At 73.0% G+C, this 26,085-nt stretch carries 22 protein-coding genes, 2 tRNA genes and 1 pseudogene; 11 read left to right on the top strand and 14 right to left on the bottom strand.

The genetic code is table 11. The annotated features are described in order from the left end of the window. Positions 1-35: 35 nt before the first annotated feature. Positions 36-1,709 (top strand): AMP-binding protein, encoded by a 1,674-nt coding sequence (locus ACZ60J_RS21250; protein WP_469683856.1) that lies wholly within the window; start codon positions 36-38, stop codon positions 1,707-1,709. An 86-nt stretch (positions 1,710-1,795) separates the two neighbouring features. Then, a tRNA-Lys gene (locus tag ACZ60J_RS21245) sits at positions 1,796-1,869 on the top strand. 90 nt (positions 1,870-1,959) lie between these two features. On the opposite strand, the gene ACZ60J_RS21240 is transcribed toward ACZ60J_RS21245, so the two are convergent. Continuing rightward, complete coding sequence (locus ACZ60J_RS21240) at positions 1,960-2,718, bottom strand: IclR family transcriptional regulator (protein WP_469683854.1); 759 nt, start codon at positions 2,716-2,718, stop codon at positions 1,960-1,962. 239 nt (positions 2,719-2,957) lie between these two features. On the opposite strand from ACZ60J_RS21240, the gene ACZ60J_RS21235 reads away from it, so the two are divergent. After that, positions 2,958-4,127 (top strand): LLM class flavin-dependent oxidoreductase, encoded by a 1,170-nt coding sequence (locus ACZ60J_RS21235; RefSeq protein WP_469683853.1) that lies wholly within the window; start codon positions 2,958-2,960, stop codon positions 4,125-4,127. Positions 4,128-4,146: 19 nt separating this feature from the next. On the opposite strand, the gene ACZ60J_RS21230 is transcribed toward ACZ60J_RS21235, so the two are convergent. Continuing rightward, a complete protein-coding gene (locus ACZ60J_RS21230; RefSeq protein ID WP_469683851.1) occupies positions 4,147-5,271 on the bottom strand; it encodes an NADAR family protein in 1,125 nt (374 codons plus the stop codon). A gap of 329 nt (positions 5,272-5,600) precedes the next feature. Here ACZ60J_RS21230 and ACZ60J_RS21225 point away from each other — a divergent pair, with 329 nt between their 5' ends. Beyond that, entirely contained in the window at positions 5,601-7,304 is a 1,704-nt protein-coding gene (locus ACZ60J_RS21225) for a glycosyl hydrolase family 18 protein (protein WP_469683850.1), read from the top strand. Between the two features lie 67 nt (positions 7,305-7,371). On the opposite strand, the gene ACZ60J_RS21220 is transcribed toward ACZ60J_RS21225, so the two are convergent. Continuing rightward, complete coding sequence (locus ACZ60J_RS21220; RefSeq protein WP_469683849.1) at positions 7,372-8,487, bottom strand: serine hydrolase domain-containing protein; 1,116 nt, start codon at positions 8,485-8,487, stop codon at positions 7,372-7,374. A gap of 175 nt (positions 8,488-8,662) precedes the next feature. On the opposite strand from ACZ60J_RS21220, the gene ACZ60J_RS21215 reads away from it, so the two are divergent. Together ACZ60J_RS21215 and ACZ60J_RS21210 are read left to right on the top strand one after the other, a co-directional pair. After that, positions 8,663-9,511 (top strand): helix-turn-helix domain-containing protein, encoded by an 849-nt coding sequence (locus ACZ60J_RS21215; RefSeq protein ID WP_469683847.1) that lies wholly within the window; start codon positions 8,663-8,665, stop codon positions 9,509-9,511. After that, positions 9,471-9,731, top strand: a complete 261-nt coding sequence (locus ACZ60J_RS21210) for a DUF397 domain-containing protein (protein ID WP_469683846.1) — start codon at positions 9,471-9,473, stop codon at positions 9,729-9,731. The genes ACZ60J_RS21215 and ACZ60J_RS21210 overlap by 41 nt, the downstream gene beginning before the upstream one ends. Before the next feature lies 1 nt (position 9,732). Here ACZ60J_RS21210 and ACZ60J_RS21205 read toward each other — a convergent pair whose 3' ends face one another. Continuing rightward, entirely contained in the window at positions 9,733-11,562 is a 1,830-nt protein-coding gene (locus ACZ60J_RS21205) for a putative bifunctional diguanylate cyclase/phosphodiesterase (protein WP_469683845.1), read from the bottom strand. 441 nt (positions 11,563-12,003) lie between these two features. Between ACZ60J_RS21205 and ACZ60J_RS21200 the strand changes: the two genes are divergently transcribed. After that, positions 12,004-13,203, top strand: a complete 1,200-nt coding sequence (locus ACZ60J_RS21200; protein WP_469683843.1) for a M6 family metalloprotease domain-containing protein — start codon at positions 12,004-12,006, stop codon at positions 13,201-13,203. A 61-nt stretch (positions 13,204-13,264) separates the two neighbouring features. On the opposite strand, the gene ACZ60J_RS21195 is transcribed toward ACZ60J_RS21200, so the two are convergent. From ACZ60J_RS21195 to ACZ60J_RS21180, 4 genes and pseudogenes are all read right to left on the bottom strand, one after another. Then, complete coding sequence (locus ACZ60J_RS21195; protein ID WP_469683842.1) at positions 13,265-14,410, bottom strand: alpha/beta hydrolase; 1,146 nt, start codon at positions 14,408-14,410, stop codon at positions 13,265-13,267. A 166-nt stretch (positions 14,411-14,576) separates the two neighbouring features. Continuing rightward, a tRNA-Lys gene (locus tag ACZ60J_RS21190) sits at positions 14,577-14,650 on the bottom strand. After that, positions 14,641-15,223, bottom strand: a pseudogene (locus tag ACZ60J_RS21185) (bifunctional DNA primase/polymerase). The gene ACZ60J_RS21190 and the pseudogene ACZ60J_RS21185 overlap by 10 nt, the downstream one beginning before the upstream one ends. Before the next feature lie 133 nt (positions 15,224-15,356). Beyond that, positions 15,357-15,704 carry a hypothetical protein gene (locus ACZ60J_RS21180; RefSeq protein WP_469683840.1) on the bottom strand — a complete coding sequence of 116 codons (348 nt, stop codon included), beginning with the start codon at positions 15,702-15,704 and terminating at the stop codon, positions 15,357-15,359. Between the two features lie 114 nt (positions 15,705-15,818). On the opposite strand from ACZ60J_RS21180, the gene ACZ60J_RS21175 reads away from it, so the two are divergent. After that, positions 15,819-17,081: a M20 metallopeptidase family protein gene (locus ACZ60J_RS21175; protein WP_469683838.1), complete on the top strand. Its 1,263-nt coding sequence runs from the start codon at positions 15,819-15,821 to the stop codon at positions 17,079-17,081. Here the strand turns inward: ACZ60J_RS21175 and ACZ60J_RS21170 are convergent. Then, entirely contained in the window at positions 17,071-17,688 is a 618-nt protein-coding gene (locus tag ACZ60J_RS21170; RefSeq protein WP_469683837.1) for an NADPH-dependent FMN reductase, read from the bottom strand. The two genes, ACZ60J_RS21175 and ACZ60J_RS21170, sit on opposite strands and share 11 nt — an antisense overlap. On the opposite strand from ACZ60J_RS21170, the gene ACZ60J_RS21165 reads away from it, so the two are divergent. Further along, complete coding sequence (locus ACZ60J_RS21165; RefSeq protein ID WP_469684109.1) at positions 17,659-17,991, top strand: MarR family winged helix-turn-helix transcriptional regulator; 333 nt, start codon at positions 17,659-17,661, stop codon at positions 17,989-17,991. The genes ACZ60J_RS21170 and ACZ60J_RS21165 overlap by 30 nt on opposite strands. Positions 17,992-18,031: 40 nt before the next feature. Here the strand turns inward: ACZ60J_RS21165 and ACZ60J_RS21160 are convergent, their stop codons facing one another. Genes ACZ60J_RS21160 through ACZ60J_RS21145 form a run of 4 tightly spaced genes read right to left on the bottom strand, consistent with a single transcriptional unit; the run spans position 18,032 to position 23,121 of the window. Then, positions 18,032-19,375, bottom strand: coding sequence for an AAA domain-containing protein (locus tag ACZ60J_RS21160; RefSeq protein WP_469683835.1), 1,344 nt, complete (start codon positions 19,373-19,375; stop codon positions 18,032-18,034). After that, positions 19,372-20,967, bottom strand: a complete 1,596-nt coding sequence (locus ACZ60J_RS21155; RefSeq protein ID WP_469683833.1) for a hypothetical protein — start codon at positions 20,965-20,967, stop codon at positions 19,372-19,374. Before ACZ60J_RS21155 ends, ACZ60J_RS21160 begins: the two co-directional genes overlap by 4 nt. Continuing rightward, complete coding sequence (locus tag ACZ60J_RS21150; RefSeq protein ID WP_469684107.1) at positions 20,955-22,136, bottom strand: hypothetical protein; 1,182 nt, start codon at positions 22,134-22,136, stop codon at positions 20,955-20,957. The genes ACZ60J_RS21155 and ACZ60J_RS21150 overlap by 13 nt, the downstream gene beginning before the upstream one ends. Continuing rightward, positions 22,117-23,121, bottom strand: coding sequence for a phosphatase PAP2 family protein (locus ACZ60J_RS21145; protein ID WP_469683831.1), 1,005 nt, complete (start codon positions 23,119-23,121; stop codon positions 22,117-22,119). Before ACZ60J_RS21145 ends, ACZ60J_RS21150 begins: the two co-directional genes overlap by 20 nt. Before the next feature lie 213 nt (positions 23,122-23,334). On the opposite strand from ACZ60J_RS21145, the gene ACZ60J_RS21140 reads away from it, so the two are divergent. After that, positions 23,335-23,928, top strand: a complete 594-nt coding sequence (locus ACZ60J_RS21140; protein WP_266877800.1) for a histidine phosphatase family protein — start codon at positions 23,335-23,337, stop codon at positions 23,926-23,928. A gap of 30 nt (positions 23,929-23,958) precedes the next feature. On the opposite strand, the gene ACZ60J_RS21135 is transcribed toward ACZ60J_RS21140, so the two are convergent. Then, positions 23,959-25,308 (bottom strand): tetratricopeptide repeat protein, encoded by a 1,350-nt coding sequence (locus tag ACZ60J_RS21135; RefSeq protein WP_469683829.1) that lies wholly within the window; start codon positions 25,306-25,308, stop codon positions 23,959-23,961. Positions 25,309-25,637: 329 nt separating this feature from the next. Between ACZ60J_RS21135 and ACZ60J_RS21130 the strand changes: the two genes are divergently transcribed. After that, on the top strand, positions 25,638-26,054 hold the full coding sequence (locus ACZ60J_RS21130; RefSeq protein ID WP_469683827.1) for a hypothetical protein: 417 nt from the start codon (positions 25,638-25,640) through the stop codon (positions 26,052-26,054). Positions 26,055-26,085 lie beyond the last annotated feature (31 nt).

Raw genomic sequence — 26,085 nt, 5'->3', positions numbered from 1 at the left:
CATTTCTGACAGAACGTCAGCTATCCTCCGGCGGCATGCGGACGACGACACCCGAAACCGTCGCGGAGCTCATCGCGAGCCAATGGGGCGACCACCGGCCCGGTCTGAAGTACGCCGACGGCGTCCTCAGCCACCACCGGACCGCCATGGAGGCCGCGGCGCGCGCCGCGCTCCTCGTCGACCTGCTGCCGCCGGGGGCGGAGCCGCACATCGGGGTGCTGCTCGACAACACCCCCGAGTTCCCGTTCTGGCTCGGCGCGGCGGCCCTCGCCGGGGCCGCCGTCGCCGGGATCAACCCGACCCGGCGCGGTCCCGAGCTGGCCCGCGACATCCTGCACACCGACTGCCGGATCCTGGTGACCGAGCGGACCCACCTGCCGCTCCTGCGCGGCCTGGACCTGCCCGGCGTACGCCTCCTGGTCACGGACACGCCGGAGTACGAGGCCCTGATCGCCCGGTACGCGGGGGCGAAGCCCGGTGACGCGACGCTCGGCGACGGCCCGACCCCGGCCTCCCGCCTGCTGCTCTACTTCACCTCCGGCTCCACCGGAGCCCCCAAGGCCGCCATCTGCACCCAGGGCCGCCTGGCCGCCGCCGGAGCCTCGCTCGCACGTCACTTTTCGGTCACCCCGGACGACGTCCACTACATCTGCATGCCCCTCTTCCACGGCAACGCCGTCATCGCCGACTGGCTCCCCGCGCTCGTGGCCGGGGCCGCCGTGGCCCTGCGCCGCCGCTTCTCGGCCTCCGCGTTCCTGGACGACGTACGCGCCTACGAGGCGACGTACTTCACCTACGTAGGCCGGGCCGTGCAGTACCTCCTCGCGACCCCGCCCCGCCCCGACGACCGCACCCACGCCCTGCGCCTCGGCTTCGGCACCGAGGCGGGCGCCGTGGACGCCGCGCGCTTCGCCGAGCGCTTCGGGGTCCGCCTCGTCGAGGGCTACGGGGCCACCGAGGGCGGCGCCTCCGTCCAGCGCACCCCCGACACCCCGCCCGGCGCCCTGGGCCGGGCCGGCGCGGGCGACGACCTGGCCGTCATCGACCCGGAGACGGGCCTCGAGTGCCCGCCGGCCGTGCTCGACCCGCAGGGCCGCCTCCTCAACGGCTCCGAGGCCATCGGCGAGCTGGTCAACAAGGGCCGCAGCCTCTTCGAGGGCTACTGGCGCAACCCCGACGCGGAGGCCGCCCGCACCCGCGACGGCTGGTACTGGACCGGGGACCTCTTCTTCCGCGACCCCGAGGGCTTCCTCTACTTCGCCGGCCGCACCGACGACCGGCTGCGCGTCGACAGCGAGAACCTGGCCGCAGCCGTGATCGAGAACATCCTGGCCCGCTGGACCCGGGCGGCCGCGGTCGCCGTCTACGCCGTGCCGGACGAGGTGGCGGGCGACCAGGTCATGGCCGCCGTGGCCCTGCGCGAGGGCGCCGTCTTCTCCCCGCAGGGCTTCGCGTCCTTCCTCGCCGCCCAGCCCGACCTCGGCACGAAGATGGCCCCGCGCTACGTACGCGTCGTCTCCGCCATGCCGACCACGGCGACCAACAAGGTCCACCGGGTCTCCCTGCGCGGCGAGGCCTTCCAGACCGCCGACCCGGTCTGGTGGCGGCCGCGCGGCGAGGACGCGTACCGGAAGCTGGAGCCGGATGACCTGCAGGGACTCCTGGCCGCCTACGAGGCCCAGGGGCGGGCCGGTCTGCTGGGGCGCTGACGGGGGCGGCCGGGGGGTGCTTCCGGAAGCGGGATCGGAACTGGTTTTGAGCACCCTGGAGGACCAGGTAGTATTTTCTCTGTCAGGCGCCGCTAGCTCAGTTGGTTAGAGCAGCTGACTCTTAATCAGCGGGTCCGGGGTTCGAGTCCCTGGCGGCGCACCTGTACTTCGGGCGGTTTCCGGTTCACCGGGAACCGCCCGAAGTGTTTTCCGGCCGTTCCCGGCCACTCCGGGCCGGCCCGGCCACCCCTCAGAGGGTGAGCGACAGCAGCAGCGGCGCGGCCTTGCGGTTCAGCACGTCGGCCGCGGCCCGCAGCCGGTGGGCGTGCTCCACGGGCAGCGACAGGGCCAGGCAGCCCACCGAGGCTCCCGCCGTGATCGGGACGGCCGCGCAGACCGTGCCGACGGCGTATTCCTGCAGGTCGAGCGTGGGTACCGTGGCCGGCTGGCTGTCCAGCTTCGAGAAGAGGATCCGCTCGTTCACGATGGTCTTCGACGTCAGCCGGGCGATCTTGTGCCGGGACAGGTGGTCGCGCCGTCCGTCCAGGTCGAGCTGGGTCAGCAGGCACTTGCCGACGGCGCTGGCGTGGGCCGCCGAGCGGAAGTCCACCCACTCGTGGACCTTGGGGGTGCGCGGGCTGTCCGCGAACTGGGTGATCCGGACCTCGCCGTCCACGTACCGGCTGATGTAGACCGCGGCGCCGACGGAATCGCGCAGCCGGTCCAGGGTGTCCTGAAGTTTGTCCTGCAGCGCCTGCTGGCGGTCGGCGCCGGAGCCGAGGAGGACGAGCGAGTCCCCGATGGCGTAGGCGCCGTCGGACACCTGCAGTACGTACCCCTCGCGGCGGAGCATGAGGAGCATGGGGGCGAGATGGGCCGAAGGCAGGCCCGTCTCGCGCGCGATCTGTATGTCGGTCACGCCGCCTGTATGGCGGGCGACCGTTTCGAGTACGCGCAGGGCGTACTGCACCGAGTGGAACGGCGCGGTCGGCTCGGGCTTCAGCGCCACGGTTTCCCCCTAGCAGGTTGTTACCGCTTGCTCTCACACGATAGCCATCAAGAAGGCCGTCCGGAGCGCCTGTTGATGAGATTGATGGCTCAATTACGTCGCTCTGCCTCGATCTACTCCTGTGGCATATGCCAAGGTCATGGACGGTGTCCGAGTGTGCCGGGAATGCCCGGACCGGCCGCGCGGTTCGGTTTCTTCGTAGGGACGAGGACGGACGGGCGAGCGGAGCGGGAGTGGCGATGAGTGAGCTCAGTGGCGCGGGGGACCCGGGGCGGCGACAGGGGAGCGCACCCGACTCCGGAACCGGAACGGCAACCGGAACCGGTACGGGGACCGAAACCGGTACGGGAATCCGCGGGACCGCCCAGGGCCGTGCGCCGGTACCGCTCTCCGTGCTCGACCTCGTCACCGTCGGCGCGGGCAGCACCGCCCACGCCTCCCTGCGCACCAGCGTCGACATCGCCCGGCTCGCCGAATCCCGCGGCTTCCACCGCCACTGGGTCGCCGAACACCACTCCATGCCCGGGGTCGCCAGCTCCTCCCCGGCCGTGATCCTGGCCCACCTGGCCGCCCACACCTCCCGGATCCGGCTCGGCTCGGGCGGGGTCATGCTGCCCAACCACGCCCCCCTCGCCATCGCCGAGCAGTTCGGCACCCTGGAGGCCCTGGCCCCCGGCCGGATCGACCTCGGCCTCGGCCGTGCCCCCGGCACCGACGGGCAGACGGCCGCCGCGCTGCGCGGGGCCGGGCGACGGGACGAGGCCGTGGACGAGTTCCCCCGGCAGCTCGCGGAGCTGATCCGCTTCCTCGACGACGACTTCCCCGACGGGCACCCGTACGCCCGCGTGCACGCCGTGCCCGGCCCCGTCCAGGGCCCCGCCGGGCGGCCGCCGATCTGGCTCCTCGGCTCCTCCGGCTTCAGCGCCCGCCTCGCCGGCGGACTCGGGCTGCCCTTCGCCTACGCACACCACTTCTCCCCGGCCGGGACCCTGCCCGCCCTCGACCTCTACCGGCAGTCCTTCCGCCCCTCGGCCGTCCTGGACGCCCCGTACGCCGTCATCGGAGTCGCCGCCCTCGCCGCCGACACCGGGGCGGAGGCCCGCGCGCAGGTGCTGACCGGCGCCCTGTCGATGCTCCGGCTGCGCAGCGGACGCCCCGGGCTGGTCCCGACGCCCGAGGAGGCGGCCGCGTACCCGTACACGCCGCTGGAGCGGGAGTTCGTGGACGACCGCCTCGCGAGCGTGGTCCACGGCACCCCCGACGAGGTCACGGCGGGCCTGGACGACCTCGCGAAGCGCACGGGCGCCGACGAGCTGATGCTGACCGCCAACGCCCACTCCGGCGAGGCCCGCCTCCACTCGTACGAGCTCGTAGCGAACGCATACGGCATGCCGGAGCTGAACGCCTGACCCGCCCGCCCCGGTCCCCTCACGGCCCGGGGAACCCGACCCGCCGCATGTGCAGTTCGGAGCGGACGAGTTCGAGCAGCCGCCCCATCCAGTTGCGGCCCCGGCCGGCGTTGTCTCCCCAGAAGTACGAGTCGAAGTCGTCGTAGCTCAGGGTGGCTTCGTCCGTCGCCAGCAGGACCTCGGAGAGGCCGGGGTGCTGTTCGTACTTGGCGCGCAGCAGGCCGGCCATGAAGGCGGTACGTGCTTGCTCCGAGCCCTCGCGGCGCGGCGCCGCCACCGCGAGTTTGCGTGCGGCGACGTACGTGTCCGCCGCCGCGATCGCGGCGCCGAGCCCTCGATCGGCGACGGACAGGGCCCAGTGGGCATGGGTGACGGAGGGGTAGGTGACCTTCCCGACGATCACAGGGGCGGGGTACTCGTTGCGCAGTCCGAGCAAGCCCGGGTCGGGCACGCGCTCGGGCTTGAACGTGTGGGGGAGTCGGACGGTCGGCGCGTACAGAGCCGCCGGCCCGTCCGCAGCCGGACGGGCGGCGCCCTGCTCACCCCTGAGGCGGGCTCGCCCCTCGAAGTGCGCGAGGGCTTCGTCGTAGCGGGCCTGAGTGACAGCCGGCTCCTGCGGGAACAGGTCGGTGTGGCCGCCGGGCCCTGCCACCAACACCCGCAGCTGCCAAGCCTTTTCGTCCCCGTCGCCCAGCGCCCACTGCCGCTGCGCGTGCGGGATGGCGAGGAAGGCGGTGCGGGCCGCCGCGCGGTTCTCCTCCGTCCGGTCTGCGAGGAAGACGTCCACGGCGGCCAGGCAGCGTGCGGTCGAGTCGGGCCGCCCGTTCAGCTGGTCGATGGTGTCGCGGACTTCGGCCACGAGCTGGTCCGGGGGCGTCCAGTGCCGGGGCTCGCCGAACCGCCACTCACCCATCCCCGGCGCGGCCGCGGCAGCGCCTTCGGGGACGGTGGTGGCCACCCAGCCGGTCCGCAGCTTCCCCTCGAACTCCTCGACGGTGCACAGGCCCCAGCAGTCGACGAGCCCGTCGGCGTAGATGAAGAGGTCGATCAGGTGGTGGTGGCCGTTGCGGACGAAGGCGGGACGCCAGGTGCCGGGTATGCGGACGCCGTCCACGGTGCGATGGGTGACTCGGTTGCCGGTCATCCCATGATTCTGCAGCCGGAAACCCGCCCGCCCGGAGGGGTTTACGCATGCGCACCAGCCCACATGCACTCGCACGAGGTGACATCCGGAGTTTGGCTGGTTTGTTGCCGAAACCTTGCCGGAGCATGAATGAAGGCAGCCTTAAATCGCTCGTCACGGCGGGTGGCGGGTGATTTCCGGTGGGGTGCCACGTCGCTGACGTGGGGTTCTGGCCCAGGAGTGGTCTAGTCCTTCTTTGGTCCAAACCATTGACTCGGGACCGGCGTGATCGCTATCACTATCCCCACCTGAAGTCTTGCCTTCCCCTCCCACTTCCCCGGAGGCAGTTCATGCACATCCGTAAATCCCTCATCGCGGCCGCCGCCACGGCCGCGCTGGCCGGCGGGACGCTGGCCGCCTTCGCGGGACTCACCACCGCCTCGGCCGCCGAGGCCGGGACCACCGCCGCGGCCGGCAACGTCAAGATCGCCTACTACGACCAGTGGTCGGTGTACGGGAACGCCTTCTACCCGAAGCACCTCGACACCCGTGGCATAGCGAGCAAGTTGGACGTCATCAACTACTCGTTCGGCAACATCCACCCCACCAACCTCACCTGCTTCGAGGCGAACAAGGCGGCGGGCGACGACAACAACCCCAACGCCGGTGACGGTGCGGGCGACTCGTACGCCGACTACCAGAAGTCCTTCAGCGCGGCCGACAGCGTCAGCGGCGTCGCCGACAAGTGGGACCAGCCGATCGTCGGCGTGTTCAACCAGTTCAAGCAGCTCAAGGCGAAGTACCCGAACCTGAAGATCAACATCTCGCTCGGCGGCTGGACCTACTCGAAGTACTTCAGCGACGCGGCCAAGACCGACGCTTCCCGCAAGAAGCTCGTCTCCTCCTGCATCGACCAGTACATCAAGGGCAACCTGCCCGTCGAGGGCGGCTACGGCGGCGCGGGCAGCGCGGCCGGCATCTTCGACGGCATCGACATCGACTGGGAGTACCCGGGCTCGTCCGGCGGCCACCTCGGCAACCACTACGCCCCCGAGGACAAGCAGAACTTCACGCTCCTGCTCAAGGAGTTCCGCGAGCAGCTCGACGCCTACGGCGCGGCCAACGGCGGCAAGAAGTACCTGCTGACCTCGGCCCTCCCGGCCGGCCAGGACAAGATCAAGTACATCGAGACGGACAAGATCGGCGCGTACCTCGACTACGCGAACATCATGACGTACGACATGCACGGCGCCTGGGACTCGGACGGCCCGACGTACCACCAGTCCCCGCTGCTGAACTCGGCGGCCGACCCGACCGACGTGATCGCCCCGGGCAACGAGAAGTACAGCATCAAGAACGCCGTCGACTCCTGGCTCGACGGAAACGCCGCCTACGGCATCACCGGCGGCTTCCCCGCCAACAAGCTGGTCCTGGGCTACGAGTTCTACTACCGCGGCTGGAAGGGCGTGCAGCCCGGCACCACCAACGGTCTCGCCCAGCCCGCCTCCCAGGCCTCCGGCGCCCGTCCGACCAGCCAGCAGGCCGGCATCGCGCTCTACAAGGAGCTCGGCGGCATCGTCGACAACCCGGCGACCACCTTCTGGGACGACCAGGCCAAGGCCTCGTACTTCTACAAGGACGGCGAGTTCTTCACCGGCCTGAACCAGCGGTCCATCCAGGCCCGTGTCGACTACGGCAAGCAGCGCGGCCTGGCCGGCGCGATGATGTACTCCCTGCTCGGCCTGGACGCCAACGCGACCCTGCTGAACCAGATCTCGGACTCCCTCGGCGGCACCACCCAGCCGCCGACCACCCCGCCGACCACGCCTCCCACCACCCCGCCCACGACGCCTCCGACCACCCCGCCGACCACGCCTCCGACGACGCCGCCCACCGGCTGCATCGCTCCGGCCTACGTCGCGGGCACCGTCTACAACGGTGGCACCGAGGTCTCGTACAACGGCCGCAAGTACAAGGCCAAGTGGTGGACGCAGAACGAGGTGCCCGGCACCACGGGTGAATGGGGTGTCTGGCAGGACCTCGGCGCCTGCTGATCCCCCCACCCCGCGCCGAGCGCCGGCAGCCCCCGCATCCCCCTCCCAGGGTGCGGGGGCTGCTGTGTCAGCACAGGGCGTGATCGATGAGGGTGCGCACCGCCTCCTCCTGGCGGGCCGCGACCTCAGGGTCCGCGGAGCGGCTGTGCGCGGACACGGTGACGGTGCGCCGCCCGTCGGTGGTCGTCGCCGCCTGGACCTCGTAGCCGAAGCCGTTCCCCCCGTGCCCGAGGTAGCCGCCGCCGCAGGACAGGGGCGTGAAGAACAGGCCAAGTCCGTCCCGGGTGCCCTCCGGGTGGCCGCTGTCCGGACCCACCGGCACGGTGTCGCGCAGGGCGGCGAGCTCGGCGGGCTTCAGCAGCTCTCCGCGGGCCAGGGCGGAGAAGAAGCGGTTGAGGTCGGCGGCCGTACCGGTCATCGAGCCGTCCGCCCCGCTGTCGAAGGGACGGTAGGCGATCGTCGTGTCGACCAGCGGGCCGTCCGCCGTGAACTGCTGGCGGTTGGTGGAGTGCGGGCGCGGAAGGAAGGACGAGGTGCCGGGGGTCGCGGTGTGCCGGAGGCCGAGCGGGCGCAGGATGCGGTCGTGGACCTGCTCCTCCCAGGTGCGGCCCGTGACCTTCTCGATGATCATCCCGGCCAGCACGTAGTTCGTGTTGGAGTACGCCCAGCCGGTGCCGGCCGGGAAGGCGGGCTCGTGGCGCATGGCCAGCGCCACCAGCTCCTCGGGGGCGTAGGCCCGCCACCGGTTGGCGAAGTAGCTCCGGGCACTGGGTTCGGGGAACACGTCGAGGATGTACTCGGGTAGACCGCTGGTGTGCTGGAGCAGCTGGCGGACGGTGATGGTCCGGCCGTCGTTCCCGGCGCCGGAGACGACCCCCGGCAGCAGCTCCTCCACCGTCTGGTCGAGGGAGAGCCGCTTCTCGCCGACCAGTTGGAGCACGACGGTGGCGACGAACGTCTTGGTGGTACTGCCCAGCCGCAGGTAGCCGCCCTCCGGAACCCCCGCCCCGGAGCGGGCCGTTACGGTCCCCCGCGGAGTGTCCACGCGGACCGCCACCCCGGTGACCCCGGCGTCCCGCACCGCGTCGGCGCCGCGCTGTACGGACCAGCCCGTGTCGGAGGGCAGGGCCGACACGGTGAGTGCCAGTGCGGCGGTGGACAAGAACATGTGACGAAGGATCATGAACCGAGGCTAGGAAGGGCCGTGGGGCGCCTTCCATCCTGCGTGCGCCCCGTTCGGGACGGGGGCCAGCCGGATGGACAACGGGTTGCGGGATTCCCCGTACCGCAGCGTGCGGGGGTCGCTACGCTCGGCGACGAGTTGGATTCGCACGCGTCCTCATGGGGGTGACCATCCCATGGTCAACATCCGCGCTCTCGATCCCAGCGCCTCGCCGCTGGACTACTACGGCAACGAACTCCGCCGCCTACGGGAGGCTGCCGGCCTGAAACAGCAGCAGCTGGGCGACATCATCTTCTGCGCAGCCTCCCTGATCGGTCAGGTGGAGACCGCGAGGAAGGTCCCGACCAGGGACTTCTCGGAGCGGCTGGATGCCGCGCTGGACACGGACGGGCATTTCTCCCGACTGGTGGGGCTGGTCCTGCGGAGCGTGCTGCCGACGTGGTTCCAGCCGTTCGCGGAGATGGAGGCTCGGGCTGCATTCATCTCCACGTATCAGGCTCAGTTGGTCTATGGACTCCTGCAGACACCCCGATACGCGCGCGCCGTACTGGCGACGGGTCTGCCTGATGACCTGGATGACTTGGTCGCAGGGCGCCTGGACCGTCAGCGCATCCTGGACCGAGCTCAACCGCCCATGGCGTGGGTCGTACTGGACGAAGCTGCCCTTTACCGGCCGATCGGTGGCCGGGGGGTCATGCGGGAGCAGCTCGAGCATCTATTGAGCTTCCAGGGCAGGCGGTGGATCAGGATTCAGGTGCTGCCGTTCTCGGCCGGTGAACACGCAAGTCTTATCGGCTCGTTCACCGCGATGAGGTTCGACGGTGATCCGGACATCGTCTACGCGGAGGACCTCATCTCGGGGCGCATGACGGCCAACCCAGAGACGGTGAAGGAAGCTGCCCTTCGTTACGCTCACCTGCAGGCCGCGGCTCTCTCCGTGGAGGACTCGGCGGCATTGATCATCCGCGTAATGGAGGAACGCTATGGGCACCAGCCAGAACCTGACCAGCGCGGCGTGGCGTAAGTCGAGCTACAGCGGCAACACCGGCGGTGAGTGTGTCGAGTGCGCCCCCCTCGGCAGCGCCGCCTGGCGCAAGGCTTCGTACAGCAGCACGAACGGCGGCGAGTGCGTCGAGATCGCCCCCCAGCCCTGCCGGATCGCCGTCCGCGACTCCAAGAACCCCGACGGCCCCGCCTTCACCATCGCGCCGGAGGCCTTCGGCACCTTCGTCCGGAGTCTCTGACTCACACCTCGGGGTGCGGCGCGGGTCCCTCCGGCTGGGCGGGGACCGTGCCCGTGCCCGCCGCCTGGCGGGCGATGATGGCGGCGATCGCCTCCGGGGCCACCGCCCGGGAGTAGAGCCAGCCCTGGCCGGTGTCGCAGCCGACGCGTCGCAGGCGGGCCGCCTGGCCGGCGGTCTCCACGCATTCGGCGGTGACCGTCAGGCCCAGTCGGTGCGCGAGCTGGACCAGGGCTTCGACGATGGTCTCGTCGGCCGGGTTCGGGTGGGAGCCGTCCTCGTAGCGGAAGCCGCGGACGAAGGAGCCGTCGAGCTTGAGGACGGAGACGGGCAGGCGGCTGAGGTAGGCCAGGTTCGAGTAGCCGGTGCCGAAGTCGTCGATGGCGATCCGCACCCCCATGTCGCTCAGGGCCTGGAGGGCCTGGAGCGGGCGGCCCGCCGAGCCCATGACGGCCGACTCCGTCAGTTCGAGCTGGAGCAGCTGGGGGGCCAGGCCGGTCTCCGCGAGGATCTCGGCGACGTCGCCGACGAGGTCGGAGTCCCAGACCTGGCGGACGGCCACGTTGACGGAGACGAAGACGGGGGCGTCGCTGGGCTGCTCGATCTGCCAGCGCCGGGCCTGCCGGCAGGCGGTCTGCAGCACCCAGCGGCCCAACTGGACGATGGAGCCGTCTTCTTCGGCAAGTCCGATGAACCGATTCGGCGTCAGTGTGCCGAACTGCGGGTGGTTCCAGCGCACCAGCGCCTCCACCCCGCGCACGGCCCCGCTCTCCAGGTCCACCAGCGGCTGGTACTCCACGAGGAACTCGCCGCGCTCCACGGCCGGGCGGAGCGTCGAGGACAGGGCCTGGCGGGTCATGCGGTGGGCGTTGCGCTCGGGGTCGAAGAGGGTCCAGCGGGCCTTGCCGTCCGCCTTGGCCCAGTACAGGGTCGTGTCCGCGGCCTGCATCAGGCCGGTCGCCGAGGTCCCGGCGGCGGCCCGCTCCACGACCCCGATCGACGCGGAGACGTCCAGCCGCTGGCCGGCCAGGTCGAAGGGCTCCTGTACGGCGGCCAGGACGCTCCGCGCCAGGTCCGCGAGCTGCTCGGTGCCGGTGGAGTCCTCGACCAGCAGCGCGAACTCGTCGCCGCCGAGGCGGGCCACCAGGTGGCCGCCGGTGCGCCCGTAGCCGGTCTGGTCGGCGCACTGGCTGAGCCGCTGGGCGACGGCGGTGAGCAGCCGGTCGCCGACCCGGTGGCCGAGGGTGTCGTTGACGGCCTTGAACCCGTCGAGGTCCAGGTAGCACAGGCCGATCCGGCCCGTCCCGCTCTGCCCGTACGAGGACGCTTCCAGGGCGGCGGAGAGCCGCTCGAAGAACAGCGCCCGGTTGGGCAGCCGGGTCACCGGGTCGTGCATCTGGAGGTGGCGCAGCCGGGCCTGGAGGTCGCGCCGGTCGCTGATGTCGGCGACGGAGAGGAGTACGTCACCGGTGTCGGTCCCGGCCACGGGACCGAGGGTGATCTCGGTCCACAGGGAGTGCCCGTCGGGGTGCTTGAGGCGGCGGGTGCAGCGGAGCCGGGCCTGCCGGCCGCGCAGCACCTCCTGGTAGGCGTGCCAGGTCCGGGCCTCGGAGGCCAGGTCGACGAGCTCGGCGGCGGACTGCCCGGCGAGGAGGTGCGGCTCGGAGCCGAGGAGCGCGGCGAGGGCCTCGTTGGCTCCGGCGATGTGGCCGGCGCGGTCGACGACGGCCATGGGGAGGTGGGCCGCGTTGAAGGCGGCCCGGTAGTCGGCCTGGTGGTCGGCGCGGTCCGGGGTTGCCGTCGCCGCCGGGGTCGCCGGGTGACGCTGTGTCATGGTCGGCCGGATGCTGTCGGCCGCCGAACCGGTTCCGTCTGGGGTTCCGCTCACCGTTGGCTCCCGCAGTGCGTGTGAGTGTCCGTGCAGGAAAGTGTGCCGATCATAGAGGCTCACGGACGGCCCTATCCAGCGGCGACGCCGCACGGGGCGCGGGAGTTCGGTGTGATGACGGTTCGTCGGCCTGACGACGAATGATCGTTTCCGCATGGCTGTGAGCATCCGGCGCCCACCCCTGACCCGACCTGATCGGTCGTGACTTTCCGTAGGCACATGTGCGAAACCCGACGTCACCGGCTTGCCCCAGTGCTCACTCGTGCGGGGTAGCGGAACAGGGCATTAGTAAGACAATCGCCTCAAGGTGGATGAACAGGTACCAATCCACCACCGGAGGTCGATGTGCCGCGACAGCAGACACCCGGGGGAGTGGACCGCTCCCGCATGCGAACCACGGCGGCAGCGCTCACTTCCCTCACGGCGCTCGCCGCCATGTCGCTCGTCGCGGGACCCGCAGTCGCCGCTCCCGGAGCCGGACCCTGCGCGCTGACCCGTACCGCGGCCCACCACTCCCTGGGCCTGGACACCTGGAACGGCGCCTACCCCAAGCCCGAGCGCACCCTCAACGCGGTCATGGTCTTCCTCTCCTTCCCCGACCACCGCACCACCCTGACCACCGACGAGCTCACCGCCGACTACTTCCCGGCGACCAGCGAGTTCTTCGAGCGGGCCTCCTACGGCCGCTTCCGGCTGGCCCCGCACCCGCAGAAGCAGTGGATCCAGATGCCGAAGCCGTCCGTCGCCTACGGGATACAGCGCGACTGGGCCCCGGCGGACCGGGCCGCCTACCTGCGCGACGCGGTAGCTCGCGCCGACCCGTCGGTGGACTTCAGCCAGTACGACGTCGTCTACTTCGTCGCCGACCCGGACGCGCCCGGCGTCGACTCCGACGCCACCAAGGTCGTCAACTTCGAGCAGCCGATCCGGGCGGACGGCACCGACCTGCGCCGCATCGTCACGGTCTTCGAGAAGCACCCGCCGGACCGCAACGTGCTGGCCCACGAGACCGGGCACGTCTTCGACCTGCCGGACCTCTACCACCGCCCCTCGGACGGCAAGGGCGACTGGGACACGTACGTCGGGGACTGGGACGTCATGGGCAGCCAGTTCGGCATGGCCCCGGACCTCTTCGCCTGGCAGAAGTGGAAGCTCGGCTGGCTGGACGCCTCCCAGGTGGACTGCGTGGGCTCCGGCTCCTCCCTGCACACCCTCCAGCCGCTGTCCGAGGCCCCGCGTCCGGGCGGCACGGGCGGCACCCGGCTCGCGGTGGTCCGTACGGGACCCGGCAGTGCGATCGCCGTCGAGGCGCGGGGCTCCGCCGGCAACGACGGGGACACCTGCACCGAGGGGGTCCTCATCTACCGCGTCCGCAACGAGGCGGCCTCGGGCGGCGGACCGATCGAGGTCGTGGACGCGCACCCCGACACCGAGGCCTGCTGGGACCGGTCGGTGTACCCGCCGCTGGCGGACGCCCCCCTGGAGGTGGGCGAGACCTTCACGGTCCCGGAGGAGGGGATCACCGTGGAGGTGGCGGACCGCACCCCGTCGGGCGCGTACACGGTGAAGATCACGCGGGAGCGGTAGCGCCGGCGGGAGACGGCGGGAGCCGGTGCCGGTACCCGTGCGGGCACCGGCGCCGCCGACGTCAGCCGCGGGTCCAGCGGAAGTCGATCTCCGGGTGGCGCGGGGAAGGGGCGTCCAGCAGGGGCGACGGCCGCCCCTTAAGGAACCGGTCGAGGCACAGGCGGGTGTACGTCCGGATCAGCTCCGTCGAGCGGGCCGGGGCCAGGGTCCCGAGCAGTTCGGCGTACAGTTCCGGCGGCCAGGCCTCCGCGAGGCCGCCCGGGACGGCGAAGTGCGGCAGATCGGTGTACGTGAGGTGGCCGGTGTCGCGCGCCCGCAGCTGGCGGCCCCAGCCGCGCTGGTGCTCGCGCCAGCGCCGCCAGGTGTCGTGGTCCTCCAGTGCGGTGAGCAGCAGGTAGGGGCGGTCCAGCCCGAGGTCGGCCACCGGGGACCCGAACAGGGCGCCGTCGAGGCCGATCCCGACGGCGAAGCGGTCGTCCACCCGGAGGAGCTCGGCGGCCGCGGCCCCGCCCATGGAATGCCCGAGGACGCCGATCCGGCGGGGATCCGCGCAGGGGGTGCGCCGCCGACGGGTCAGGGTCGTGGCGACGAACCGCAGGTCACCGACGCGCGCGGCTGTTTCGAGGCGTTCCTGGCGGTCCCAGTCGTCGGACTCCTCGGGCAGCACGCTGTGGACGGTCCGGCCGCCCGGGAACTCCACCACGGCGGCGTCGTAGGTGTGGTCGATGCCCGCGACCAGGTACCCGTACGAGGCGAGCTCCTCGGCGAGGGCGGTGCCATTGCTGCGGCCGCCCTTGCGCCCGTGCCCGAGCAGCACCAGCGGCAGCGCTCCCGGCACGGCCGGTGCGCCGGTCCGGGCGTGCGGGCGTACGGCGCCCACGGTGCCCGCCTTGAGCGGCAGGCTCGCCTCCATGGCTGCGGCGACCCGGCTCGTGGTGTACGGGGCCCGGCGGAAGCCGGTGGCGGTGAGCGCGGGGTACCAGAGCTGCACCATCAGCTCGCGCGGCCGGCGGTCCGGCGCGAGGGGGTCGTCGCGGTCGTGGTCGACCAGGTGCAGGTCGACGGTGCCCACCGGCTGCCGTGCGGTGGGCGCGGGCAGGTCGATGGCCTGCCCCCCGTGCCCGGCGGCCCGCGCGGGCACGGAGGGCAGGGCGACGGCCCCCGCGCTCGATCCGGCGAGGACCAGGAGGGACCGGCGCGTGACCATCAACCACCCCAAGGCGACTGCGTGCGGAAGGACGTGACGAACGCTCACCCTAGAAGGTCTGGACCATTCTGCCCAGGGGTGGGGTGGGGTGGGGTGGGGGTGCGGATGGGGATGTGGATGCACGACGAAAAAGGCCCCCACGTGAGTGGGGGCCTTTCTGCGTCTGTGCGCCGCCAGGGACTCGAACCCCGGACCCGCTGATTAAGAGTCAGCTGCTCTAACCAACTGAGCTAGCGGCGCTTGGTGACGAGAGAGACATTAGCACCCCGAGCGGCGATCGGAAAAATCGATATCCGCAGCTCGGGTGGCGCGGACGAACGCCCACAGCAGCGCCTCGGGTCCGGGCAGCCAGGGCAGCCGTGCGTCGGGCGCCACGAGCCAGCGCGAGGAGCCGCCGTCCGCGGCCAGCGGCGGCACGGTGACGGCGTCGCCGGGGCCGTGGCAGAGCGGTGCGGGGACGGGGGTGCTCCACTCCTCCCAGGCCAGCAGGGCCGGGAGCCGGTGGGCCGTGCCGGGGGCGGCGAAGAGCAGGGTCCGCCCGCGGTGCACGGCGGCCGGCCCGGAGCCGGGGCCTTCGGCCCAGAGCAGGTCGAGCATCCGGCGGCCGAGGACGAGGGGGACGTTGACGACGTCGAAGGCGGTCCCGCAGGGCAGCACGGCGGGCGCGGTGGGCCGGGCCTGCCAGGCGGCCAGCGTGCCGCCGGGCCGGGCGGAGGCCGACGCCAGCCAGGCGGCGCCGGCCGGGGTGACGTGGTTCGCGGAAGCGGTCGTCGGCCGCGGGTCGAGCGCGGGGCAGCTGGTCAGCGTCGTCATACGTCCAGGTCTACCCGCGGTAGCGAACCGATCTCCGGGAGTTACGGGAAACCGGGACAGGCCGGGTGGGACTGGAGTATCTTGCGCCCCGCATGATGCGCCTCGCATATGCCAGTGGCGGTCGGGTGCGCCCTCAGGCGCCCTCGGGGGAGGTGCCGCGCAGCAGGGACTCGCCGAACTCGATCATCTTGCGGGCGTAGTCCTCGGTCCACTCCGCCTGCTCCGCGATCGCCGCCGCCGACAGCCGGTCGAACCGCCGGGGGTCCGCGAGCTGCGCCGCCGCCACCGCCTGGAACTCCACCGCCCGCTCCTGGGCGGCGCGGAAGGCGAGGGTCAGCTCCGTCGCCCGGGCCAGCAGTTCCCGCGGGTCGTCTATCGATTCGAGGTCGAAGAAGTGCTCCGGGTCCGTGACGGTCTCCGACGGCTCGAAGAGCAACTGCGCGGGCCGCAGCCTCCGCTCGGTCCGCTCGGGATCTGCCATGCGTGTCCTCCTGCTGGACGTGAGAAACGTGGGAAAAGCTTCCGGGCCACCGTCCATTGTCCAGCTTCGCGCAAGGGCGCCCGAGGGCCGCGGCGCATGGGCTAGAACGTGCGTATGACCGATGGTGTGCACGAGACGCTGGACGAGCTCTGCGACGAGGGCATCGAGCAGGTGATCGGCTGGCGCCGTCACCTCCACCGCAATCCGGAGCTGCCGAACCGCGAGGCCGCCACCGCGCGGCTCGTGGCGCGGGAGCTCGCCGGCTTCGGACTGGACGAGGTGCGGACCGGCATCGCCGGGCACGGGGTGGTCGGGGTGCTGCGCGGCGGCCTGCCCGGGGACCGGGTGGCGGCGCTGCGGGCCGACATGGACGCGCTGCCCGTCCCCGACCGGTGCGGCGCGGACTTCGCCGCCACCGGGCAGGCCTCGCACGCCTGCGGCCACGACTGCCACACCGCGATGCTCCTCGGAGCCGCGCGCGCACTGGCCGACGTACGGGTGCGGGAGCGGCTGCCCGGAAGCGTGCTGTTCGTCTTCCAGCCCGCCGAGGAGGGCCCGCCGGTGGACGAGGAGGGCGGGGCGCGCCTGATGGTGGCCGAGGGAGCCTTCGCGGACCCCGTCCCCACGATGGCCTTCGGCATGCACGTCACCCCGCATCCCAAGGGCTGGGTGGGCTACAAGTCCGGCCCGATGTACGGGGCCTCCTGCCTGGTCCGCGTCACGGTCACCGGCCGGCAGGCCCACGCCTCCTCGCCCTGGTACGGCGTCGATCCGATGCCCGCCGTCGGGGCGCTGCTGACCGGGATCGGCCAGCTCTACCGGCAGGTGTCGGCGTTCTCCCCGGTCACTGTCTCCATCGGGCACATCGAGGACGTCGGCCGGTACAACGTCATCGGTGAAACCGTCACCCTGTCGGGCACGATCCGCTGCGCCGAGGAGCGGGACATGCCCGAGGTCAAGCACCGGCTGACCGCGCTCGCCGAGCACACCGCCGAGGCCTACGGGGCCTCCGCGACCGTCGAGCTGCTCCAGGACGTACCCGCCGTGCGCAACGACGCGGCCTGGGTCGAGGCCGCACTGCCCACCCTGCGCCGGGTCGCGGGCACGGACCGGGTGGTGGAGGTCGGCGGCACGCTCGGCTACGACGACGTCTCCGAGCTCATCACCCGCTTCGGCGGGCTGTACGTGATGCTCGGCGTCCAGGACACCGCCCTGGACCCGGCGAGCGGCGAGCCCGTGCCCGTCCCCGGCGGCCGGGGCCTGGTCGGCAACCACCACCCCGGCTTCTACGCCGACGACGCCACCCTGCTCACGGGCGTACGGCTGCACGCGCACGCCGCGTACGACCACCTGGCCGGCACGCTCGTCACGCCCTGACCGGCGTCCTCGTGAGGGCGGCGAGCTCCTCCAGTACGGCCGCCAGCTCGCCCGCGAGGCCCTCCGGGGCCCGGAACCCGTCGGCCGTGACCAGCTCCGTGATGCCCGGGACGGCCGCCGAGGCCCGGGCCGGCACCATGCCGACGGACTCCAGCACCGGACGCAGCATCCGGCCGGCCGGGGCGCCGCCGGAGCCGCCCGCGCTGTAGGAGAGCAGGCCGGCGGGCTTGCCCTGCCATTCGCGGTAGAGGAAGTCGACGGCGTTCTTGAAGGGGGCGGTGAAGCCGCCGTTGTACATCGGCAGGACGAAGAGGAAGGCGTCGGCGGAGTCGACCAGAGCGCTCCACGCGCGGGTGTGGGCGTGGGCGTAGATGCCGGTCGAGGCGTACTCGGGCTCGTCCAGGAAGGGCAGGGCGATCTCGGCGAGGTCGACGGGGGTGACCTCGAAGAGCCCCGGCCCCTGCTCGCGCGCCAGGTCGGCGGCCCAGCGGGCCAGGGGGCGGGCGGCGGAGGTGGGGCGGACGGAGGCGGAGATGACGTCCAGGACAGCGGGCTCTCCGAAGCCGACTACGACGTCCTGTCCGTCCTCGGCTCCACCGACGGCCACCGCATGCGCATCAGCGCCCTCGCCACCCTCATGCAGTGGTCCCGCAGCAGGCTCTCCCACCAGCTCACCCGGATGGAGCAGCGGGGCATCGTCCGCCGCGAAGAGGTGGCCGACGACGGCCGCGGCGCCGAAGTGGTGCTCACCGAGCAGGGCGTCACCACGATCATGACGGCCGCCCCGCTCCACGTGGAATCGGTGCGCCGCCACCTGATCGACATCCTGACCCCGGAACAGCTCCGCACCTTCGCGGAGGTGGGCGAACTGCTCCGCACTCGGCTCGGCGTGGAGCGGAAGACCCGCTGAGCCCGGCTACGGCCGCCGGACGGGCGCCGGGCCCCGGGGGTCAGGGGCGCCAGACCACCCGGTGCTCCGCCAGGTGGGCCAGGACCGAGTGGTTGGCCTCCCAGCCGTCCGGGAACTTCATCGTCACGCCCAGCTGCACCGGTTCCGAGGACGGGTGGGCGTCCAGGAGCTCCGCTATCCCCGCCCGGGCCACCACCACGCAGGCGTGCCGGTGCCGGGAGGCCAGCACGCACAGCCGGCCCGTCTCCAGGTGGAAGGCGGTCGCGTCCGGGCGCCCCGACAGGGGGTGCAGGACCACCGTGAGGTCGTACTCGCGGCCCTGGAGCCGGTTCGCCGTGTCCACGGTGACCCCCGTGACCCCGAGCGCGGACAGCGCCGCCCGGACCGCCGCCGCCTGGTCCCGGTGCGCGGTGCCCACCGCGATCCGGTCAGCCGTCAGCGGGGACGGGCCCCCCGCGTGCTCGTCCACCGTCACCGTGCCCCGGTCCAGCGACCGGCGCACCACCAGGGCCACCGCCCGCACCGCCTCCGGGTCGGTGCGCGGGGTGTGCCGGGCCGGCAGCTCCAGCAGCCCCCACCCCGACTCGGCCGCCTCGTCCAGCACCCGGTCGGGGCCCGAGCCGTCGCCCGCGACCCCGAACGCCATCCGCCGCTCGCCCGGACCCGTACCGCTGCGGAACTGCGTGTACGGGTAGAAGGCGCGGGAGACCAGCGGCGCGGCCGAAGCCGGCAGCCGCCAGGACACCGGCAGCCGGTGCTGCGGCAGGTCCGGGTTGTGCGCCAGCAGGGTCGACACCGCCGAGGCGGACGGGTCGTAGGACAGGCCCGCCCACTGCTCGGCCCCGACCACGCTGAAGGGGTCGAGCTGCCCCGGGTCGCCCACGAACAGCGCCCGGTCGAACAGCCCGGCCACGGCCAGCAGCGCGTCCGAACGCATCTGGTACGCCTCGTCCACGATGGCGTGCTCCCAGGGCTCCACGTCCTTGACCCACGCCCACTTGGCCGCCGTCGAGATCGTCACCGGCAGCCCGGCGAGGTCCCCCGGCTTCGCGGAGAGGACCACCGACTCCAGATCCCGCAGCGCCGGATCGTAGGCGTCGCCCTCGCTGCTGTGCAGCCGGCCCACCTTCAGCTCCGGATCCTTCGCGTGCAGCCGCAGCACCAGGTCGTCGACCTGCGCGTTGGTCTGGGCGACCACCATCAGCCGGCGCCCGGCCGCCGCCAGGTCCCGGGCCGCCCGCACCACCAGGGTGGACTTCCCGGCCCCGGGCGGGGAGTCGACCACCACGCCCCGGGCGCCGCCGTGCAGGGTGTCGCGCAGGATGGCGTCGGTGGCCCGGCCGGCGGCCGCGCCCGGATCGAAAGCGGTGCTCGCGGTGCTCACAGCAGGTCCTCGGCGGTCACGGGGTCGGGCAGCGGCAGCACGGGAGCGCCGCCGGTCAGGTGCGCGGGCGGCCCGCCGTGGGTCCACGGCGTCTGCTCGGGATCCGGCAGCTTCGGGCCGCCGCGCGCATCGTGCTCGAAGAGCGTCCAGCACACCCGGTCGCCCTTCTCCGGCACCGAGCCCGGCTCCGGGTCCTTGCCGCGGCCCATCTTGTCGAGGAGGCGCAGCACGAGCCGGCCGTCCTCCTCCCGGCGCACGAACTGCGCGCTCTGCGGGCGCCCGTCCAGCGAGCGGTACACCTTCTGGCCGCCGCCGTCCTCCGCGGAGTCGGCGAGCTGCGGCCGGTCCTCCGTCGCCACCCACACCAGCGGGCGCGGGCTCGGCCGCTTCGACTCCGTCCACTCCATGACCACTTCGGTGACCTCGCCGGCGAAGGCCTCGCCCGAGAGCCGCCGGCCCGCCATCACCAGCAGGTCGTCCAGCGCCTCCTGGGCGTCGAGCCGCACCTGCTCGGTCTCCCGCGCCGCGAGCTTGCGTGCGGCCGTCACCGCGTCGTCGCGGCGCGGCTGCGGGCCCTCGCCCGCCCGCACCCGGTCCCGGTGGCCGGTGTACGACCAGCGGTCCCCGGTCCAGCGGTCCCCGGCCCGCTCGCCCTCCGGCAGCTCGCGCATCAGGTCCAGCGCGTGCCACACCGCCCACCAGGTGCTCTGCATCTGGTCCACGACCAGCCGCCGGACCGCCCGCTCGGCGGACCGCGGACCGTCGCCGTCCCGGGGCTCCGTCAGGCGCGCCGCGTCGAACTTCGCGATCGCCGGTGCCAGCAGCTTGTTGTCGAAGGCCGGATCGGTGGCCGGACCGGCCGGTGGGAGCAGCAGCTGGCCGTGCTCGTCCCGGCCGAGCTCGGCCCGCAGCGCCTGCTCGGCGCCGGAGGTCCCCTCCTGCGGGTCGATCCACGCCAGCAGGGCCTGTAGGTGCTGGTCCTCCAGGTTGCTCTGGCCGGTGGCCCAGTGCCGGGAGAGCAGGTCCGTCGCCGACATCAGCAGCGAGGACCCCGGCACCCGGGAGCGCTCGGCGAAGTGGGTGAACCAGCGGCCCAGCAGGGGCACCTGGGTGGGGACCGGATACGGGTTCTCGGGGTCCTCCTCGGCGGTCCGCCGGAACCGCATGGAGCGCCCCAGCAGCCGGACGTACTCGATGCCCGCGCGGCTCGGCACGATCAGCTGCGGAGCGTCCAGGCAGAGCTCGGCCTCCACCTTGACCCGCTTGCCCGTCTCCGGGTCGGTCTCGGTGCGCTCCACCGGCTCGACGGCGTCCGCGAACCCGTCCACGTACGGCATCAGGTGCCGGGCGAGCTCGGCCAGGAACTCCCACCGCATGTCCCGGTCGCGGGGCTGCGGCACGACCAGGATCCGGGGGTCCTGCCGGTCGGTGCCGAACATCGCACCCAGCGGGGCCCCGGCCTCACCCGCCGTCGTCAGCGGTACGAAGACCAGCGGCTGCTCGCCGAGATGCCGGTGCCGTACGGTCGCCAGCGGCTGGGCCCGCCCGGCGCGGACGGCCTCCAGCCGGGCCAGGGTGGTCAGCAGGGACATGCGACGTTCTCCGGGCGGATGCGGGCGGGGGCGTGCTCCAGCGCCTCGGCGCGCAGCCGGGCGGCGTACCGCAGCGCGGCCGCGGTGGGGTCGTCGAAGGCGGTGTCGGCGGCCGGGTCGGCGGCCGGGTCGGAGGCCGCGGTGGAGTCGGCGCCGGAGCCCGCGGCCGCCGCGAGGGCGGCCTCGACCGTGGTCAGCCCGCCCAGCTCGCCCCGTACGGAGCGGCCGAGCGCGGTCACCTCGTCGGCCGAGCGCGCCCGCTCCCGGCAGTGGAAGGCCAGCTCGCAGGCGGCCAGGCACTCGGGGGCGTAGGAGGCCGACACGGCCGACACGGCCTCGGTCAGCTCCTCGGCGGAGCACGCCGGGTCGAAGGTGAGGCCCTCGGGCAGGGCCCCGGCCAGTTCCTCGACCCGGGTGAGCCGCTCCAGCTGGCGCCGGGTCACCGAGCGCTCGCGGCGGATGTCGACGGGGGCCGCGGTGGGCAGGTTCGAGAAGTCCTTGGGGCAGACGAGCAGCACGGTGTGCCCGACCTCGGCGCCGGCCACCTTCGCGGCGGTCGTCTCCAGGGCCAGCACGTAGACGGCGGCCTGCCGGGCGGCGGCGCCCACCTTCGCGGCGTCGGCGGCCCCGTCGATCATCGGGAACGACTTGATCTCCACCACGGTCCAGCGCCCGTCGGGGTGCACGACGACCGCGTCCGGCTCCAGGTAGGCGGGGGACCCGGCCACCTCCAGCGCGAGCATGGGGTGGTCCAGCAGGGTCCAGGCCCCGGCGGCGGTCGCCTCGCGCAGCGCGAGCGCGGTGCGGGCCGCGCGGCCCTGGGGCCCCGCGGCGGTCAGGTCGGGGGTGAGGGCGTCCGGTCCGGGCGGGCCGGCCGCGCCGCCGGATCCCGCGCCGAGGTGCTCGTACACCAGCCGCAGGAGCTCGGCCCCGCCGTCGCCCTTGACCTTGGCCTCGAAGGAGTTGCCGCGGACGATGGCGAACTGCGACTGCCCGAAGGCCGCGGGGGAGCCGAGGGCCGCCGCGAGGACGGTCTTGTCCACGCCGGCGCCGTCGAGCAGGGCCCGTCTGCCGCAGCCGGGGTTGGCGGCGAGGGCTGCCAGCGCGCGGGCGTCGAGCGGGCGCGGTGCGACGGCGGGGCCGCGCAGGTCAGCGAGCCGCTGCCGCAGCGTCCTCGGGGGATTCGGGGGACTCGTCGGCTGCGTGGCCGGTGCGGGCTGGGCGGCCTGCGTGGCCGGTGCGGCCTGCCATGCCGCCGGCCGCGCCGTCGGCCCGGGGGACGGCGGCGGGGTCTGCGGCGGCTGACCGCTGGACGGGTAGGAGCTCACCCGCGGAAGTGTCCCATCCGCCACTGACAATCGTGGACTTACCCGCGAAACCTGCTGTTCGGGTGGTATGAGGGGCGGGCCCGGGGGACCCGGCGGGCCGCCCCGTGATCCGGGCGGGCAGGGCGCGGGCCGCGAGGTAGCCGGCGCCCATCACCGCGGCCCCGGCGACGGCGTCGAGGAAGTAGTGGTTGGCCGTGCCCATGACCACGAGGGTGGTGACGGCGGGGTACGCGGCGCCCAGGGCCCGGACCAGCGGCCGGCGCGCGCAGCTCCACAGCACGATCCCGCACCACAGCGCCCAGCCCACGTGCAGGCTGGGCATGGCGGCGAACTGGTTGGTGAAGGAGCCGAGCCCGCGCGGTGCGCTGGCCTCCCCGCCCCACCAGCCGTAGGCGCTGTAGTAGGCCATCGTGTCGGTGAACCCGTACGAGGCGTCGAGCAGCCGCGGCGGACAGGTGGGCACCAGGGCGAAGCCGACGAGCCCGAGGAGGGTGGAGGCCATCAGCCAGGTGCGGGCGAAACGATACTGCTGGGGGCGGCGCCGGTAGAGCCAGACCAGCACCGCGGGGGTGACGAGGTAGTGCAGGGAGGCGTAGACGAAGTCGGCGGGTATGCCGAGCACCGCCTGCCGGGTGAAGAGCCGGTTGAGCGGCCGCTCCAGGTCGAGGGCCAGGAGCTCCTCGACGCGCAGGATCGCGAGCCCGTGCTCCACGGCCAGCCCGACGTCACCCCGGGCGAGGAGTCTGCCACCGGAGTACGCCGCGTAGACGACCCCCAGGAGCAGCAGTTCGGCCCACCATCGCGGAGGCTGCCGCCAATTAGTCATACGGCGTATGACGTGTGTGAAGGGACAAGGGTTGCGTGGCGTTCATCTGATGGATGATGGAACGGCGACGGAACCCCCGCAAAGCAGTGCGAATGGTCGGGCCGTCCCGCCCGACCGCCTCGCCCGCCCCGCTCACGTTGCCCGTCCCACCGCACAACGGCCCCACCGCCCCACCGCCCAACCGCCCCACCGCACTCGACCGGGAGAACTCACATGGCCCCCCGCATCCTCTTGGCCCGCCACGGCCAGACGGCGTGGTCCCAGCTCGGCAAGCACACCGGACGCACGGACGTGCCCCTGCTGGAGGAGGGGAAGCGCGGCGCCAAGCTGCTCGGCGAGCGCCTCGCCCGCGACCCGTGGGCGAGCCTGCGCGGCCTGGAGGTGCGCACCAGCCCCCTGGTGCGGGCCAGCGAGAGCTGCGACCTGGCCGGCTTCGGCATCCAGGCCGAGCCGTGGGACGCGCTGATGGAATGGGACTACGGCGACTACGAGGGCATGACCCCGGCCGAGATCCAGGCGATCCGTCCCGGCTGGCTGATCTGGCGCGACGGGGTCCCCGGCGGCGAGTCCGTCGCGGACGTCTCGGCCCGCGCCGACGAGGTCGTCACCTGGGCCCGCTCGGCCGAACGCGACGTCCTCGTCTTCGCCCACGGCCACATCCTGCGCACCCTGGCCGCCCGCTGGCTCGGCTTCGACGCCTCCTTCGGCGCCCGCATCCGCCTGGAGCCGACCTCCCTGTCGGTCCTGGGCTGGGCGTACGGAGCCCCCGCCCTGGAACGCTGGAACGACACGGGGCACCTGGAGTAGTCCGGCCCCCGGCCTGCCCCCCCCGCAGGGTCAGGCCATCGCGTGCTTGGCGAGGAAGGAGCCCACGCGGGGTGAGCGCTGGTGCGGGACCAGCGTGCGGGCCGTCGCCGACAGCATCGACTGGATCCGGGTCGACTGGACCTCCTCCAGCAGCTCCAGCACCCGGCCGCCCGCCCACGCGGCCTCGTCGGGGGCGCCCGCGTGGGCCAGGTCGTCGGCCAGCTCCGCGGTGTAGAGGGCGACGTTGCGGGCGAAGTGCGGGTCCTGGAGGTCCGCCGCCCGGCGGGCGTGCCGGGCGGCCCGGGCGTGCTCGCCGAGCGCGGCCCAGCAGCGTGATTCCAGGGACTCCAGCTCGGCCTCGCCGAAGAAGGACATCCACTCGGGGTCCGCACCGCTCTCGCCGCGGGAGAACTCCGTGTGCGCCCGGGTCAGCGCCTCCTCGCAGGCCTTGCGGTCGGACAGTCCCGCCCAGCCGCCGGCCTCCCGCAGGGCGAGCAGCGACAGGAGCCGCGGGGAACCGAGCGAACGGGCGGCGCGGCGGCCCGCCTGGGCCGCCCGTACCGACTCGCGGGGGCGCCCGCAGTCCCGGGCGAGGAACGCCATGTTGCTGAAGGCGTGTGCCTCCAGCCCGGCGTCCCCGGAGACCCGGGCCGTGGCCAGCGCCTCCGCGTAGTGCGAGCGGGCGTCGTCGAAGCGGCCCGAGTCGTGCGCGAGCCAGCCCACCGAGATGGCCAGCTCTCCCGCGCCCGCGTGCAGCCGGTCCTCGGTGGACTGCCGGGTGGCCCCCGCGTCGAGCAACGCGTAGGCGGTGCGCAGGGGTTCCGCGGCCCGCCGGTACAGGGCGTCGGCGCCGTGCCGGTCGTCCAGCAGCCGGATCTGGCGTACGGCGTCCTCGACGGCCGCCGCCTCGGACTCGCCGGCGCGGTGGGGGAGCCGGCGGGTGTCGCCGAGCAGGGTGAGGCTGAGGGTCGCGGCCGCCACGGTCGCGGAGCCCCCCGCCATGAACGCGCGACGCAACACGTCGCTCTCCTTGGAACGCGAAGGGGCGGGGAGGCCCGTGGGGTGGGGGCGCCTGGCGAAGGCGGAGGGGGGAGCGGCCTGTTCGCGCTGCGCCAGTCGGCCCCGTACCGTCTCGCGCGGGGAGAACCCCAGGTCGGCCAGGGTGCGGCCGGGGAACATGTGGAGGAAGACCCGCTCGTAGGCGTAGTTGGGGCAGCGGATCTCGCCGGACTCGACCCGGCCGATGTAACGGGCGTCGCAGGAAACCGTTTCTCCGATTTCCTTCGCCGCCCTGCGCACCATCGCGGCGAACTCGGCCGGGGAGTGCTGACCGCGCAGCCGCCGGAAGGTGGTGTTGGGTGAGTGGGGGGACGCCGCCATGGACGTGGCCTCTCTGGGCAAGTGATCGCGCTGCCGGTGCCTGTGCGGTGAAGCGGTGGTGCCTGTGTGCGGTGCTGTGTGACGCGGTGCCCGGCGGGCACGAACGTACCGCCAGTGATGGAGGGTTGACGCGGTGTTTGGCTACAAAACGGATATCTCACCCGCGATCCGCCATGAACTGCCATCCTTTGCAGCGTCTTGCCGCCGCACCTGTTGACGTTCCCGTGCGTTGAACCCATGCGGAGTGGGAGGAAGCCCGCGGGCTTCCCGGACCGCTCCCGCGAGGCTCGTACGCGGATCGAGGAGGGGTTCCCTTGGTGGAGGGCGGCATGGAGAGTACGGATGCGAACACCCCGCCCGAGCCGGGAGCAGCCCTCCTCATGGGCGCCCCGGACCTGGTGACCGTGCCCACCCGGCAGGGGCTGGAGGCCGTCGACATCATCCAGCGGGCCGCCGGCCAGGCCAGCCACGCGTGCGGCGTCGGCCCGGTCCTGCACGACGGCTCCGGCAGCACCCTCGGCTTCCTCGTCCCGCCCGGCACCGCCGACGCCTGGGACCTCCCGGGCAGCGCCTGTACGCACACCAACGGGCGCGGCATGCGCTTCGGCGACAGCTCCCCCACCGCGGGCGACACCGGCTGGCTGCTGCCCCCGGAGGCCGTCGGGCCGGTCACCGACCCGGAGGTGCTGCGCGCCGCGCTCGGCGAGGCGGCCCGGCTGATCGAGGCGGCCGACAACTGCCGCTAGGCCGTCTCTTGCGGCTCCTGCCGAGCCCTGA

The organism is Streptomyces sp. NPDC104226 (genome assembly GCF_055584085.1).
Note: the sequence above shows the minus strand (reverse complement) of the source record. Positions and strands in the feature narration are given on the sequence as shown.

Bases quoted from the DNA above. Each gene is read 5' to 3' on its own strand.
- ACZ60J_RS21230 (WP_469683851.1), bottom strand. From the start codon at position 5,271: ATGACCGGCAACCGAGTCACCCATCGCACCGTGGACGGCGTCCGCATA.
- ACZ60J_RS21175 (WP_469683838.1), top strand. From the start codon at position 15,819: ATGACCGATGGTGTGCACGAGACGCTGGACGAGCTCTGCGACGAGGGC.
- ACZ60J_RS21250 (WP_469683856.1), top strand. From the start codon at position 36: ATGCGGACGACGACACCCGAAACCGTCGCGGAGCTCATCGCGAGCCAA.
- ACZ60J_RS21200 (WP_469683843.1), top strand. From the start codon at position 12,004: ATGCGAACCACGGCGGCAGCGCTCACTTCCCTCACGGCGCTCGCCGCC.
- ACZ60J_RS21220 (WP_469683849.1), bottom strand. From the start codon at position 8,487: ATGATCCTTCGTCACATGTTCTTGTCCACCGCCGCACTGGCACTCACC.
- ACZ60J_RS21235 (WP_469683853.1), top strand. From the start codon at position 2,958: ATGAGTGAGCTCAGTGGCGCGGGGGACCCGGGGCGGCGACAGGGGAGC.
- ACZ60J_RS21205 (WP_469683845.1), bottom strand. From the start codon at position 11,562: ATGACACAGCGTCACCCGGCGACCCCGGCGGCGACGGCAACCCCGGAC.
- ACZ60J_RS21210 (WP_469683846.1), top strand. From the start codon at position 9,471: ATGGGCACCAGCCAGAACCTGACCAGCGCGGCGTGGCGTAAGTCGAGC.
- ACZ60J_RS21145 (WP_469683831.1), bottom strand. From the start codon at position 23,121: ATGACTAATTGGCGGCAGCCTCCGCGATGGTGGGCCGAACTGCTGCTC.
- ACZ60J_RS21195 (WP_469683842.1), bottom strand. From the start codon at position 14,410: ATGGTCACGCGCCGGTCCCTCCTGGTCCTCGCCGGATCGAGCGCGGGG.
- ACZ60J_RS21135 (WP_469683829.1), bottom strand. From the start codon at position 25,308: ATGGCGGCGTCCCCCCACTCACCCAACACCACCTTCCGGCGGCTGCGC.
- ACZ60J_RS21215 (WP_469683847.1), top strand. From the start codon at position 8,663: ATGGTCAACATCCGCGCTCTCGATCCCAGCGCCTCGCCGCTGGACTAC.
- ACZ60J_RS21140 (WP_266877800.1), top strand. From the start codon at position 23,335: ATGGCCCCCCGCATCCTCTTGGCCCGCCACGGCCAGACGGCGTGGTCC.
- ACZ60J_RS21180 (WP_469683840.1), bottom strand. From the start codon at position 15,704: ATGGCAGATCCCGAGCGGACCGAGCGGAGGCTGCGGCCCGCGCAGTTG.
- ACZ60J_RS21130 (WP_469683827.1), top strand. From the start codon at position 25,638: ATGGAGAGTACGGATGCGAACACCCCGCCCGAGCCGGGAGCAGCCCTC.
- ACZ60J_RS21225 (WP_469683850.1), top strand. From the start codon at position 5,601: ATGCACATCCGTAAATCCCTCATCGCGGCCGCCGCCACGGCCGCGCTG.
- ACZ60J_RS21155 (WP_469683833.1), bottom strand. From the start codon at position 20,967: ATGTCCCTGCTGACCACCCTGGCCCGGCTGGAGGCCGTCCGCGCCGGG.